We start from the raw sequence: 14,906 nt of genomic DNA, 5'->3' as shown, positions 1-14,906 counted from the left end.
ACGGTCGTCCACTGGCCGCCCATCTCGAAGTAATCGCGTTGACCAGGCACGATGTGCGGCCGGAGGGGTCCGGTTCCGGGCCGTGCGCCGGGGGCACCGGGGCCGTGGCGATCATGACGACGCCGCCCGCCGGGCACGAGCGTCCCGGCGGGCGGCGTCACGGATTCAGCGTCCCCGGCGACGCGGCATCGTCCCCCTCCCCCGTGCCGCCCGGCGCTTCTCACCCCGCGCCGAGGCCGCCTCCGTGGGCGCGGGCGCCGTCCCGCCGTCCGGACCGTTCCCGGACAGCAGCTCCGCGAGCTGTGCCACCGTGGGCCGCTCGAACAACCCTGCGGCGGCCAGCTCCACGCCGGACTCCGCCGCCAGGCGGGCGACGACGGCGAGGCCGGTCAGGGAGGTGCCGCCGAGTTCGAAGAACGCGTCGTGGACGCCGACCGCGTCGATGCCGAGGAGGTCCTGCCAGACCTCGGCGACCTGGCGTTCGGCCTCGTTGCGCGGGGCGACGAAGGGGGTGCGCAGCTCCGGACGGGGGTGTCGGGGGGCGTTGGAGGGGGGCGGGGTCACGTCCGGTGCGGACGTCTCGGCGGCGAGGTCGGCGAGGGGCCTGCCGAGGGCGTACACCTGCGCCGGGCCGGCGGTGATCAGCCGGGCGAGGGCGCCCGTGCCGAGGTCGTCGGGGATACCGTGCGCCTCGCGCCGTCCCAGCATGTGCGCGAGGAGTTCGGGCTGGTCTGCGAAGACGGCCGTCTGCCAGCGGTCGCGCCGCCAGGGCCCCCAGCCGACGGAGACGACCCGCCGGGCGACGCGCCCCCTGCCGTCCTCGGCCGCCGCGAACGCGTCGAGGAAGGCGTTGGCGGCGGCGTAGTCGGACTCCCCGAGCCCGCCGATCGCGCTGGACACGGACGAGTACAGCACCAGCAGATCCACCGGCTCCGCCCGCAGCGCCTCGGCGAGCGCCAGCGTCCCGCCCACCTTGGGCGCGAGCACCTTCCCCGCCCGCTCCCGCGTCTTGCTCTGCACGAGCCCGTTCCCGGGCACGCCCGCCGCGTGGACGACCCCGTCGAGCGCCCCGAAGCGGCGGCGTACGGCGGTGAGGGCGGCGGCGATCGCGGTGGCGTCGGTGACGTCGGCGGTGAGGGTCAGCACGTCGGCGCCGAGGGCGCGCAGGCGCCGTATCTCGGTGACGACGTGCGCCGCGCGCCCCTCGGTCACCGTGTCCCACTCCGTCTCGGGCGGCAGCGGGGCGCGTCCGATCAGGGCGAGCCGGGTGCCGAGGGTGGCGAGGCGGGCGGCGAGGGCGAGGCCGAGTTCGCCGGTGCCTCCGGTGATCGCGTACACGCCGCCGGGTTTCCAGGCGGCCGTGTCGTCGACGTCGGGGAGGGTGACCGGCTCCAGGGTGCGCAGCCAGCGGTGCCCGCGCCGCCAGGCGGTGACGAGACCGGGGTCGGCCGGGTCGGCGGCACCGCGCGCGGTGAGCAACTCGGCGAGTTCGCGGGCGAGTTCGGCGGCGCCCGCCCGTTCGTCGAGGTCGGCGATCCGGACCCGGGCGGTCGGGTACTCGCTCAGCAGCGCCCGGCTCGCACCGGCGGGCATCGCGGCGTACGGGTCGATCTCCTCGCCGCCCAGCACGTCGACGGTCGCGCGCACCGCGACGAGCAGCCGGAGCGGGCGTCCGGGGAACGCCTTGGCGGCGGCCTGCGCGAGCGCGAGCAGCGTGAAGAATCCCTCCGTCCCCTCGGAGGCCAGGGCGTGCACGACGGGGACCGGCCCGCTCCCGTCGAGCCCCGCGTCCCCGAGGAGCCGCGCGAACTGCCCGGACTCCCCCACGTCGACCGTCCCCGGCACCCCGCCTTCGGGCGCCCGGTACACCTCACCCGGATGCGCGAGCACCGCCCGATGCCCGCCCGCCTCGACGGCTTCGCGTACGGCGTCGGCGAGCGGCCCGGGGTCGGCGAGGACCAGGACGGTGCCGGCCGGGGCGGGCGGGGTCACCGGAGCGGACAGTTCGCGGCGCCAGTTGGGGGCGAGGAAGTGCAGGTCGGCGCCGGTCTCCGGGGCGTTCTCCGGTGTGCGGGGCCAGTAGCGCGTGTGCTGGAAGGCGTACGTCGGCAGCCGTAGCGTCCGTGCCCCTTCGTGGGCCGGTGCCAGGTCGACGGCGAGTCCGCGCTCCCACAGGCCGCCGACGACCCGCAGCCAGGCTTCCGACGCGTCGCCGCCCTCGGGCACGGCGAGCAGCGGCACCTCGTCGGGGCGGTCGGTGACGGGGCGGTCGGAGAAGGTGAGGAGCGGTCCTTCGGGGGCGTCGCCCAAGTCCCGGATCTCCGCGCGGCCTTGGCCGAGCGCCGTGAGCGCCGTGAGTGCCGTTTTCGCCGAGTCGGCTCCGGCCGTGAGCACGGTCCCGGGAACAGTGATGCCCCAGGCGTTCAGCAACGCGAACGTGGCGTGTTCGAGCGCGGACACCGGTCCCTCTGCCTGCTCGTGCTCCTCCAATGCCGCCCGGAACACCGGGTGCGCGGCTGCGAGCGCGGCCACCGTCTCCGGGTCCGCGCCTGTTCCGGGCAGCACGAAGGTGTGGCGCGGCGACTCCGGTGCAGCCGGCATCGCGGTGTCAGCGCGGAGTCCGGCGACGGCCGACGCCGTGTCCCCGCACACCACCGCACGCCGGTGGGGCAGGTCCGCGCGCCCGGTGTACAACGTGTGGGCGACGTCGGCGAGTTGCAGACCGGGGTGGGCTTCGAGATGGTCGGCGAGGGCCCGGGCGGTGGCGCGGGCGCCGGACTCGGAGGCGCCACAGACCGTGAGCAACTGGCTGCCAGGGGAGGCCGGTTCGGCGGGCGGCTCCTCCTCCGGGACCGTCTCCAGGATCAGGTGCGCGTTGGTCCCGGACCAGCCGAACGAGCTGACGCCCGCCCGGAGCCGCCCTTCGCCGAGCCTTTCACGGCCGTCGACCGGTCGCACCGGTCCGTCGAGCGTGACGGTGTCGTTGGGCTCGGACAGGTGCAGGTTGGGCGGGAGTTCACGGCCGCTGAGGGCCAGGGTGCTCTTGATCAGCCCGGCCATGCCGGCGGCGACGAGGAGGTGGCCGATGTTGCTCTTCACCGCCCCGACGCGCAGCGGCTGTTCGGCCTCGCGCTTGCCGAACACCTCCTTCAGCACGCCGAATTCGATGGCGTCGCCGAGGGCGGTGCCCGAGCCGTGCGCCTCGACGAAGGCGATGTCGTCGGGCGTGACCCCGGCGTCGGCGTGGGCGGCGCGGATGACGGCGAGCTGGGAGTGCCGGTTGGGGGCGGTGAGCCCGTTGCTGCGGCCGTCGGAGTTGGTGGCGGTGCCCTTGATGAGGACGTGCGGGCGCTGGCCGGCCGCCTCGGCGTCGGTGGCGCGGCGCAGGAGGACGACGCCGCCGCCCTCGCCGATGACGTATCCGTCGGCGGAGGCGTCGAAGGTCTTGGTGCGGCCGTCGGGGGCGAGCATGCTCATCTTGCACGCCTGAACGAAGAACTCGGGTCCGACGACCTCGCTCGCCGCGCCGACGACGGCGTAGTCGCACTCCCCGGCGCGCAGGGCGCGCACGGCGAGGTGGGTGGCGACGAGGGCGGAGGAGCAGGCGGTGTCGATGGTCATCGTCGGCCCCCGCCAGTCCATCTGGTAGGCGATGCGGCCGGCGGCGGCGCTGGCGGAGGTGCCGAGGCCGAAGTTGGGGTCGTCCAGGCAGCCGGGGCCCTCGATGGCGATCTGGCGGACGTCGTACTGGGAGTCGGTGAGGCCGAGGAAGACCCCGGTGCGGCTGCCGCGCAACGCGTCGGGTGAGATCCCGGCGTTCTCGACGGCCTCCCACACCATCTCCATGAGCAGCCGGTGCTGCGGGTCGAGGCGCAGGGCCTCGCGGGGGGTGTAGCCGAAGAAGCCGGCGTCCCAGCCGGAGATGGTGTCGAGGAAGGCGCCCTGCTGGGTGTACGCCTTGCCGGGGGTGCCGGGGACGGGGTCGTAGAAGTCTGCGGCGTCCCAGCGGTCGGCGGGGACCTCGGCGACCGGGTCGGTGGCGGACAGGAGGTGGTCCCAGAACCGGTCGGGGGTGGTGGAGCCGCCGGGGAAGCGGCAGCTCATGCCGAGGATCGCGACGGGTTCGTCGGCGCGGCCCGCGAGCACCGGAACGGGTGTGAACTCCTGGCCGGTGCCGAGGAGTTCGTCGAGGAGGTGGCGGGCGAGGGCCTGCGGGGTGGGCTGGTCGAAGACGACCGTCACGGGCAGGTCGACACCGGTCGCCTCGCAGAGCGCGCCCCGGATCTCGACGGCGTTCATCGAGGTGATGCCGAGGTCGGTGAAGGAGCGGCGGGCGGAGACCGCGCTGCCGTCGGCGTGCCCAAGGACCGTGGCGACCTGGTCGGCGACGAGCCGCAGGAGGAAGCCCTCGCGGTCCGACTCGGGCAGTTCCGCGACGGTGCGGGCGAGCCGGGACTGCGCCTGCGGGGACGCCGTCGGCACCGGGGGCGCGCTCGTCGTGGGGCGGGGGATCAGGTCGAGGTACGGGCTGGGCCGGGCGGCCGTGTACAGGGGGAGGAAGCGGTCCCATTCGATGGAGGCGACGGTGAGCGCGGGGAGCCCCGAGCCGACGGCGCGGCCGAGGACGCCGAGGGCGGTGCGGGGGCGCATGAGGTTGAGCCCCGGGCGCTGGTCCCACTGGTCGGCGACGCCGTCGGTAGCGGCCATTCCGGCGCCGGCCCAGGGGCCCCAGGCGAGGGAGGTCGCGGGCAGTCCCAGGGTGTGCCGGTGGCGGGCGAGGGCGTCGAGGACGGCGTTGGCGGCGGCGTAGTTGCCCTGGCCGGGCGAGCCGAGGGTGGCGGCCGAGGAGGAGAACAGGACGAACGCGTCGAGGTCGCGGTCCCGGGTCAGTTCGTGCAGGTGCAGTGCGGCGTCCGCCTTCGGCGCGAGGACCGTCGCGAACCGCTCCGGGGTCAGGCCGGCCAGCATCCCGTCGTCCAGGACGCCCGCCGCGTGCACGATCGCCGTCGGCGGGTGCGCGGCCAGCACGGCGGCGAGCTGCTCCCGGGCGGAGACGTCGCAGGCCAGCACGGTCACACCGTCGAGTCCGGCGGCGCCCGGGGCGTCGGGGCCGCGCCGGGAGAGCAGGACGACGTCGTCGGCGCCGTTCGCGGTCAGCCACTGGGCGAGGTGGGTGCCGAGTCCGCCGGTGCCGCCGGTGACGACGACCGTGCCGCGCGGCTGCCAGGGTTCGCGGTCGGGTGCGGCGGCGGTGGAGGGGGCGAGGCGGCGGCCGTACGCGGTGGCGCCGCGTACGGCGATCTGGTCCTCGGTGCCGTGTGCGGCGAGGACGGCGGTGACGGCTTCCGGGGTGGGGTCGGCGGGGAGGTCGATCACGCCGCCCCAGACCGTGGGGAGTTCGAGGGCGGCGACGCGGCCGAGGGCCCAGACGGGGGCTTGGAGCAGGGCGGGGGCGGGTTCGTCGGCGGTGACGGCGACCGCGCCGAGGGTCGCGCACCACAGGCGGGTGCCGGTGGTGGCCTGGAGGAGGGCGAGGGTGCCGGTCAGGCCGGGGGTGAGGGCGGGGCGGCCGGGGTCGGCGGGGGTGTCGGCGAGGGCGAGGAGGGAGAGGACGCCGCCGCTGGTGTCGTGGCCGGTGAGGTCGGGGTGTTCTGGGTCGACGGTGACCGTGGGGAGGGTGTCCGCGAGGGCGCGGGCCCACGGGTGGTCGTCGTACCCGGCCGGGATCACCAGCAGCGGGCGGTTCGGTTCGCCGCCGGGGGCGAGCGGCTCCCAGCGTTCCTCGTGGCACCATGCCGAGCCGCCCGGCGGGACGGGGTCGGCGAGCCAGTACTCCTCGCGCTGGAATGCGTAGGTCGGCAGGCCGAGGGCGGCGGGCGCCGGATCGGCGGCGCGCTCCCAGGCGAGGGGCACGCCGTGGCCGTAGAGGAGGGCGACGGCTGTGAGGAGGGCGGTCGGCTCGTCCTGGGCGGGGCGGCCCTGGCGGACCGGGCCGAGGGCGGAGGTGACGAGGGCGTGCGTGTCGGTGACGGTGAGGCTCGCGTGGGTGGCGAGGGAGGCGTCGGCGCCGAGTTCGACGTACGCGGTCGTGCCCTGTTCCTCCAGGGCGCGGACGGCGTCGGCGAACAGGACGGGGCGGCGGACCTGCTCGGTCCAGTAGGCGGGGTCGGTCCAGTGGCCGGGTTCGACGGGGCGGCCGGTGAGCGTGGAGACGGCCGTGAGGCGGGGCTCGCTGTAGGCGACCGTGTCCAGGACCGTGCGGTAGGCGTCGAGCATGCCGTCCATGCGGGCGCTGTGGAAGGCGTGCGAGACGCGCAGCGCGGTCGCCCTGAGACCGGCGTCCACGGCGCGCTGCCGGACCGTCTCGACCTGGTCGGCGTCGCCGGAAACCACTGTCGCCCGCGGGCTGTTGACGGCGGCGATCTCCACGTCCGGCTGGTCCCGGGCGAGTTTCTCCGCGCCCGCCCGGTCGGTGCCGAGGGCGGCCATCGCGCCGCCGCGCGGGAGGTCGCTCATCAGGCGGGCGCGGGCGGCGACGACCTTGCAGGCGTCCGGCAGCGACCAGACGCCCGCGACGTACGCGGCGGTCAGCTCGCCGATGGAGTGTCCGGCGACCGCGTCCACGGCCACACCGAGGTCGGTGACCAGGACGTACAGGGCGGTCTCCAGCGCGAACAGGGCGGGCTGCGCGAACCCGGTGTCGGCGAGGCGTTCTGCGTCGTCGCCGAGGACGACGTCCCGTACGGAGTGGCCGAGTTCGGCCTCCAGGGCGTCGCAGACCTCGTCGAAGGTCTCGGCGAACACCGGGAAGCGGTCGTACAACTCGGCGCCCATGCGCGGGCGTTGGCTGCCCTGGCCACCGAAGAGGACGGCCGTCAGGGGGCCGGAGATGAGTTCGGTGCCGGCGACGACCGTGGGGGCGCTCTCGTCCTCGGCGAGGGTTTTGAGCGCGGTGAGGAGGGTGTCGTGGTCGGGGCCGATGACGACGGCACGGGTGTCGAGGTGGGCACGGGTGGTGGCGAGCGCCTTGGCGACGGAGGCCGGGGAGGGGGCGGGGGCGGCGGCCAGGTGGTCGTGGATGCGGAGGGCTTGGGCGCGGAGGGCGTCGGGGGTGGTGGCGGAGAGGGGCCAGGCGGTGACGCGGGGGGCGGGTCGCGGGGCGGTGGCGTCCTGTCGCGGTGCCTCCGCCGGTTTCGGCGCCTCCTCCAGGATGACGTGCGCGTTGGTCCCGCTGAGGCCGAACGCCGAGACGCCCGCGCGGCGGGGCCGGTCGGCCTCGGGCCAGTCGACGGCGTCGGTGAGGACCTCGACGGCCCCGGTGGACCAGTCGACGTGGGTGGTCGGGGCGCTGACGTGCAGGGTGCGGGGGAGGCGGCCGTTGCGCAGGGCCATCATCATCTTGATGACCCCGGCCGCGCCCGCCGCGCCCTGCGTGTGCCCGATGTTGGACTTGACCGAGCCGACGTACAGCGGCTCCTGACGGTCCCTGCCGTACGCGGCGAGCAGGGCCTCCGCCTCGATGGGGTCGCCGAGGGGGGTGCCGGTGCCGTGGGCCTCGACGGCGTCGACGTCGGCGGGGCCGAGGCGGGCGTTGCGCAGGGCGGCGCGGATGACGCGCTGCTGGGAGGGGCCGTTGGGGGCGGTGAGCCCGTTGGAGGCGCCGTCGGCGTTGACGGCCGTGCCCCGGATGACGGCCAGCACCGGGTGCCCGGCGGCGAGCGCGTCCGAGAGCCGCTCGACCAGCAGGAGTCCGGCGCCCTCGGACCAGCCGACGCCGTCCGCGTCGTCCGAGAAGGCCCGGCAGCGTCCGTCGGGCGACAGGCCCCGGACGGCGGAGAACTCGACGAACAGCTCGGGCTTGCTGAGCACGGTCACCCCGCCCGCCAGTGCCAGCGAGCACTCCCCCGCCCGCAGCGCCTGCACGGCGAGGTGGAGGGCGACGAGGGAGGAGGAGCAGGCGGTGTCGAGGCTGACGGTCGGTCCTTCGAGGCCGAAGGTGTAGGCGATCCGGCCGGACAGGACGCTGTTGGTCGTCCCGGTCATCAGGCTGCCGACGAGGGTGGTGGCCTTGCGGCTGTGGGCGTAGTTCTGGCTGATGGCGCCGATCCAGACGCCGGTGTCGCTGCCGCGCAGCGAGGTCGGGTCGATGCCGGCGCGTTCGAACGCCTCCCAGGCCACCTCCAGGGCGATGCGCTGCTGGGGTTCCATCGCGAGGGCCTCGCGCGGGGAGATCCCGAACAGTCCGGCGTCGAACGCGGGCGCGTCGTACAGGAAGTTGGCCTGTTCGGTGGCGCACTTGATGGGGTTGTCGGGGCTGGTGTCGAAGAGCTGTTCCAAGTCCCAGCCGCGGTTCTCGGGGAAGGGGCCGAGGGTCTCGCCGCCGGTGTCGAGGAGCTGCCAGAGGTCCTCGGGAGAGCCCACCCCGCCGGGGAAGCGGCAGCCGACGCCGACGATCGCGACGGGCTCGTGGCCCCGGTCCTGGAGCCGGCGCAGCTCCTTGCGGGTCTCGCGGAGGTCGACGGTGGCCCGCTTGAGGTAGTCGAGGTACTGCTCTTCGGTGGTCATGGTGGGGGCTCTCCTAGGGCTCCGAGCGGGTGCGGCTCAGGCGGTGCCGAGTTCGTTGTCCAGCAGGGCGAACAGGTCCTCCGCGCTGGCCTCGCTGACGTCCGCGTGGGTGTCGTCGGCGGTGCGGGCGGCCGTCCACGCGGCGAGGAGCTGCCGCAGCGCCGGTTCGACGTCGGCGTACGCCGTGTCGGCGGGGTCCGCCTGGGCGAGCTGTTCGTGGAGCCGTGCGATGCCGTCGCGCAGGGGTGCGGCCGGGTCGCGAGCCTCGGCGGGTGCGGCGGTGAGTGCGTCCGCCCCGAACAGGTCGGTGAGGAGCTGGTCGGCGATGGCCTGCGGGGTGGGGTGGTCGAAGACGAGGGTCGCGGGCAGCCGCAGCCGGGTGGCGGCGGCGAGCTGGTTGCGCAGCTCGACACCGGTGAGGGAGTCCAACCCCAGCTCTGTAAAAGGCTGCCCGGGTCGGATGCGGCGGGCGTCCGCGTGTCCGAGGACCCGGGCGAGGAGCGAGACGACCATGTCGAGGACCTTCCGCTGCCGCTCGGCGGGCGTCACCGACCTGATCTCCTCCAGCCACGCGCCGCCGGCCGCCTCCTTCGCACCCCCGGCCTGCCTGCGCACGGTGCGCCGCACGAGCCCCCTCAGCAGCGGCGCGAGCGCGTCGCCGACGGCTTCGAGGCGCCCGGCGTCGAGGGCGAGCGGCGCGACGGCGGGCACGGCGGACCGCAGGGCGGTGTCGAAGAGGGCGAGCCCCCGTTCGGGGGTGAGGGGGACGACGCCCCCTCGGGCGAGCCGCAGCAGGTCCTGCTCCGACAGTTCGGCCCCCATCCCGGTGCCGGCCCACAGCCCCCACGCCATCGCGGTCGCCGGCAGCCCGGCCCGCCCGCGTTCGGCGGCGAGGGTGTCCAACACGGCGTTCGCGGCGGCGTAGTTGGCCTGACCGGGCGCCCCGAGGACACCGGCAGCGGAGGAGAACAGCACGAACGCGGCCAGGTCATGACGGAGTGTCAGTTCATGGAGGAGCCGGGCCGCGTCCGCCTTGGGGGCGAGGACCGCGTCGAGGCGCTCGGGGGTGAGGTCGGTGACGAGTCCGTCGTCGACGACACCCGCCGCGTGGATCACCGCCGTCAGGTCGGGCACGGCGGCGATCAACTCCCGTACCTGGTCCGGGTCTCCGGCGTCGCAGGCGACGACGGTGACGTCCGCGTCCAGCGCGCGCAGTTCGTCGGCGCCGGGGGCGTCGGGGCCTCGGCGGGAGGTCAGCAGCAGGCGTCGTACGCCGTGGGCGGCGACGAGATGTTCGGCGACGGCACGGCCCACGCCGCCCGTGCCGCCGGTGATGAGGACCGTGCCCTCGGGGTCGAGGGGGCGGGGGACGGTGAGGACGACCTTGCCGATGTGGCGGGCCTGGCTCATGTGCCGCATGGCCTCGGCGGCGCGGCGGACGTCCCAGCAGGTGACGGGGAGCGGCTGGAGGGCGTCCGTCTCGAACAGTTCCGACAGTTCGGCGAACATCTCCCGCATCCGCTCGGGCCCGGCCTCCACGAGGTCGAACGCCCGGTACGTGATGTCCTCGGGCTCGCGCAGGTCCGTCTTCCCCATCTCGACGAACCGGCCGCCGGGCGCGAGGAGCCTGAGGGACGCGTCGGTGAACTCCCCGGCGAGGGAGTTGAGGACGACGTCGACCTGGGGGAAGCGGTCCTCGAACGCCGTGTCGCGGGACGAGCCGACGTGTTCGGCGTCCAGTGGCAGGACGTGCTGTTTGGCGGGGCTCGCGGTGGCGTACACCTCGGCTCCGAGGTGCCGGGCGAGCTGGACGGCCGCCATGCCGACGCCGCCCGCCGCCGAGTGGATGAGCACCTTGTCGCCGGGCTTCAGCTCGCCGAGGTCGAAGAGGCCGTACCAGGCGGTGAGGAAGGTGACGGGGACGGACGCGGCCTGCGCGAACGTCCAGTGGTCGGGGAAGCGGGTCCAGGTGCGGTGGTCGGCGACGGTCTCGGGGGCGAAGGTGCCGGTCGACAGGCCGGTCACCCGGTCGCCTACGGCGAACCCCGTGACGTCCGGCCCCAGTTCGGTCACCACCCCGGCCGCCTCCATGCCGAGCGGCAGGGGTTCGCCGGGGTACATGCCGAGGACGGTGAGGACGTCCCGGAAGTTCACGCCGGCCGCGCGCACGGACACCCGGATCTCGCCGGGGGCGAGCGTCGTCCCCTCCTCGACCGGGCGGGGTGACACCGAGTCGACACGGCCCCGGCCGTCGTCCACCAGCCGCCAGGGCCCCTCGGGCAGCGGGGCGAGCGCGGGCGCGGGGACGGCCGCGAGGCGGGGGGCCCAGACGGTCCCTTCACGTACGGCGGTCTGCGGCTCGCCGGTCGCGAGGGCGCGGGCCACGTCGTCGCCGTCCACCAGGAGCAGCCGGCCGGGGTGTTCGGACTGGGCCGAGCGGACCAGGCCCCATACGGCGGCTGCCGCGGGAGCGACGGGGTGGTCGGCGGCGCCGATGGCCACGGCTCGGCGGGTGGCGATGGCCAGGCGGGTGTCGGTGAGGCGGTCGTCGGTGAGGAACGCCTGGAGGAGGGCGAGGGTGGTGTGGGTGGCGTTGTGGACGGCGAGGGTGGCGTCCTGGGCGGCGGGGTCGGTCGGTGCGGGGTCGCCGTCGGCAGGATCGGTCCGTGCGGGGTCGCCGTCGGTGGGCAGCCGCCACACCACCGTCCGCGCCCCGTCCGGCACCCCGGCGAGCCCCGCCACGCCTTCCAGCGCGACCCACTCGGCCTCGTCCGCCGTACCCGTGACGGTCGTCCACTCGACGGCGTACAGCGGGTCGTCCCGCGTCGCGGCCTCGGCTCGGCGCGCGGCGGAGGCGTCCCCGAACCGGTTGATGACCGCGTCGAAGACGGGGGCTCCCGACGTGTCGGCGAGGTGCAGCCGTAGCCCGGTGTCGTCCTTGCGGACGGTCAGCCGGGCCTCGCCGGCTCCTGCGGCGTGCAGGCGTACGTCGCTCCAGCCGACGGCGATGCTGTCGGCGGGGGCGAGTCCGGCGAGGCGGGCCGCCGTGAGGGCGGCGTCGAGGAGGGCGGGGTGGAGGCCGTAGCGGGTGGCGTCGCGGACGTGGGCCGGGGGCAGGGCGAGGTGGGCGTGGGCGGTGTCGCCGTCGAGCCGCAGGGAGCGCAGGGTGCCGTCGGCGGGGACCTCCAACTCCTCCCCCGCTTCGGGGAGTCGGGGTGCGGCGGGCGGGGTGTCGTGGCGGGTGGCGAGGACGGCGGTGGCGTGACACGTCCAGTCGGCTCCGCCACGGGGGCCGCTGTCGGTTCCGCCGTGGGTTCCGCCGTCGGGGCGGGCGTGCACGGTGACGCGGCCGGTGCCGTCCTCGCCTGGTGCGGTGAGGACGACGCGGAGGTGGACGTCCGTGCCGGGCGGGACGACGAGGGGGGTGGTGGCGTCGAGGCTGACGAGGGTGTCGTACCCGGCCTCGTCGCCGGCCCGGACGATCAGGTCGGCGAGGGCGGCGGCCGGTACGGCGGGGTGGTCGGCCAGCCAGGGCTGGGCGCCGCGCGAGAGGCGGCCGGTGAGGACGGTGCCGGCGCCCTCGGGCAGGTCGACGGAGGCGCCGAGCACGGCGTGGTCGGTCGCGCCGAGGCCGAGCCCGCGCACGTCCACGGTGCCGCCGCTGCCGCTCATCCAGTACCGCTCCCGCTGGAACGGGTACGTCGGCAGCTCCACCCGGCGGGCCCCCTCGAACAGGGGTGTCCAGTCGACCGGGACGCCGTGGCAGTACAGCTCGGCGAGCGCGGCCAGCAGGCTCACCGGCTCCTCACGGTCCTTGCGCAGGGCGGGGGCCGCGCACACGGGGTCGGTGAGGGTCAGGCCGAGCTGAGTGGTGAGCGTGGAGTCGGCGCCGAGTTCGAGGACGGCGGTGATGCCCTGGTCGGCGAGGGTGGTGACGTTGTCGGCGAACAGGACGGCATTGCGGAGGTGCTCGACCCAGTAGCCGGGGTCGGTCCAGCGGTCCGCGATACCGCCTGTGACGTTGGAGAGGCCCGTCAACTTGGGTGCGTGGAAGGCGGCTTGGTCGAGGACGGCACGGAAGTCTTCGAGGACCGGCTCCATGCGGGCGCTGTGGAAGGCGTGGGAGACGCGGAGGCGGGTGGCCTTCCAGCCACGCTGCTTGGCCTTGTCGATGACCGTGAGGACGGCCGCATCGTCGCCGGAGACGACCACCGAGGTGGGCGAGTTGACCACGCCGATCGTGACGCCGTCGGTCAACAGGTCCTCGACCTGGGCGCGTTGGGCCGCGATGGACGCCATGGCTCCACCCTCAGGAAGGCTGTCCATCAGCCGAGCGCGGGCCGCGACGATCCGGCACGCGTCCTCCAGCGACCACACCCCGGCCGCATAGGCGGCGGCGAACTCACCGAGCGAATGCCCTCCCACCACATCGGCTTTGATGCCGAACGACGACACCAGCTCGTACAGCGCCACCTCCAACGCGAACAACGCCGGCTGAGCAACACCCGTACGGTCCAGGTCCTTTGGCTCGCGAGGCAGTCCCAGGAGTTCCGTCACCCGGTCGTACGCCTCGGCGAACGCAGGGAAGCGGTCGTACAACTCCGCGCCCATCCCCGGCCGTTGGGAGCCCTGGCCGCCGAACAGGATCGCGAGGCGGGCGGGGCCGGCGGTGTCGGTGACGGTTTTGGTGTCGGGGAGTCCGGAGGCGAGGGCGTCGAGGGAGTGGCGTGCGCTCTCGTGGTCGTCGGCGAGGACGACGGCACGGAAGTCGAGGTGGGCGCGGGTAGTGACGAGGGAGTGGGCCAGGTCGGGGAGGGGTGCGTCGAGCCGGTCGCGCAGGGCGGCGGCGCGGGCGTGCAGGGCGGCCTCGGACTTGGCGGTGAGGACGAGCGGGACCGGTCCGCCGATTACCGCCTCCGCCTGCGGTGTGTCTTCTTCTGGCGCCGACTCCAGGACGATGTGCACGTTCGTCCCGCTGATCCCGAACGACGACACCCCGATCCGCCGGGCCCGTTCGACACGCGGCCAGGGTGTGGCCTCGGAGACCAGCTCCACGGCTCCCGCGTCCCAGTCGACGTGGCTGGAGGGCTCGGTGATGTTGAGGGACGCGGGCACGAGTCCGTGCCGCAGCGACATGACGGCCTTGACGACGCTGGCCCCGCCCGCCGCGCCCTGTGAGTGCCCGATGTTGGACTTGATCGAGCCGAGCAGCAGCGGCCGTTCGGCGGTGTGCCCCTGCCCGTAGGTCGCGATGACGGCCTGCGCCTCGATGGGGTCGCCGAGGGCGGTGCCGGTGCCGTGGGCCTCGACGACGTCCACGTCTGCCGTCGACAGCCCGGCGTCCGCCAACGCGGCCCGGATGACCCGCTGTTGGGAGGGCCCGTTGGGTGCGGTGAGCCCGTTGGAGGCGCCGTCGGAGTTGACGGCCGACCCTCGGATCACGGCGAGGACGCGGTGACCGTTGCGACGGGCGTCGGAGAGCCGTTCGATCAGGAACAGGCCGGCGCCCTCGGACCAGCCGGTGCCGTCGGCGTCGTCCGAGAACGACTTGCAGCGCCCGTCCTTGGCGAGGCCGCGCTGGCGGGAGAACTCCAGGAAGATCCCGGGGCCGGTCATGACGGTGACGCCGCCCGCGAGGGCCATCGCGCACTCCCCCGCCCGCAGGGCGCGCACGGCTTGGTGGAGGGCGACGAGGGCGGAGGAGCAGGCGGTGTCGACGGAGGCGACGGGGCCTTCGAGGCCGAAGAAGTAGGCGAGTCGGCCGGAGGCGACGCTGCACGTGTTGCCGGTGAGGAGGAAGCCCTCCACGTCGTCCTGTTCACCCCGGCGGTGGCCGTAGTCGGAGGAGGGGATGCCGACGAACAGCCCGGTGCGGCTGCCGCGCAGGGTGGCCGGGTCGATGCCGGCGTGCTCGAAGGTCTCCCAGGCGGTCTCCAGGAGGATGCGCTGCTGGGGGTCCATCGCGAGGGCCTCGCGCGGGGAGATCCCGAAGAAGGCGGGGTCGAAGTCGGTGGCTCCCTCGATGAACCCCCCTGTCCTGGCATAGCACTTGCCGTTGGCGCCGGGGTCGTCGTCGAAGAGGTTCTCCAGGTCCCAGCCCCGGTCGTCGGGGAACTCCCCCACGGCGTCGCGGCCTTCGGCGACGAGGTCCCAGAGGGTGTCCGGGGAGACGATCCCTCCGGGGTAGCGGCAGCCCATGCCGACGATCGCGATGGGCTCGGCGTCGCGGGCCTCCCGCTGTTCGAGGCGCTGGCGGGTCTCGTGCAGTTCGGTCGTGACCTGCTTGAGAAGCCGGAGCATCTTGTCTTGTTCCACCATCGGGACCTCACAGATTCACAGGC

The 14,906-nt window shown here is 74.8% G+C and carries 2 protein-coding genes; both read right to left on the bottom strand.

From position 1 onward, the window contains the following. Positions 1 to 165 precede the first annotated feature (165 nt). A complete protein-coding gene (locus ABZX85_RS24995; RefSeq protein ID WP_355872588.1) occupies positions 166 to 8,565 on the bottom strand; it encodes an SDR family NAD(P)-dependent oxidoreductase in 8,400 nt (2,799 codons plus the stop codon). Between the two features lie 36 nt (positions 8,566 to 8,601). Then, the gene (locus ABZX85_RS24990; protein WP_355872586.1) at positions 8,602 to 14,865 is read right to left on the bottom strand and encodes an SDR family NAD(P)-dependent oxidoreductase; all 6,264 of its coding nucleotides are present in this window, start codon (positions 14,863 to 14,865) and stop codon (positions 8,602 to 8,604) included. Positions 14,866 to 14,906: the final 41 nt, after the last annotated feature.

It is taken from the genome of Streptomyces sp. NPDC004539, from assembly GCF_040610055.1.
In the GTDB taxonomy this organism is placed as follows: domain Bacteria; phylum Actinomycetota; class Actinomycetes; order Streptomycetales; family Streptomycetaceae; genus Streptomyces.
The sequence above is the reverse complement of the archived record's forward strand: the minus strand, read 5'-3'. Positions and strand labels throughout refer to the sequence as shown.

Bases quoted from the DNA above. Each gene is read 5' to 3' on its own strand.
- ABZX85_RS24995 (WP_355872588.1), bottom strand. From the start codon at position 8,565: ATGACCACCGAAGAGCAGTACCTCGACTACCTCAAGCGGGCCACCGTC.
- ABZX85_RS24990 (WP_355872586.1), bottom strand. From the start codon at position 14,865: ATGCTCCGGCTTCTCAAGCAGGTCACGACCGAACTGCACGAGACCCGC.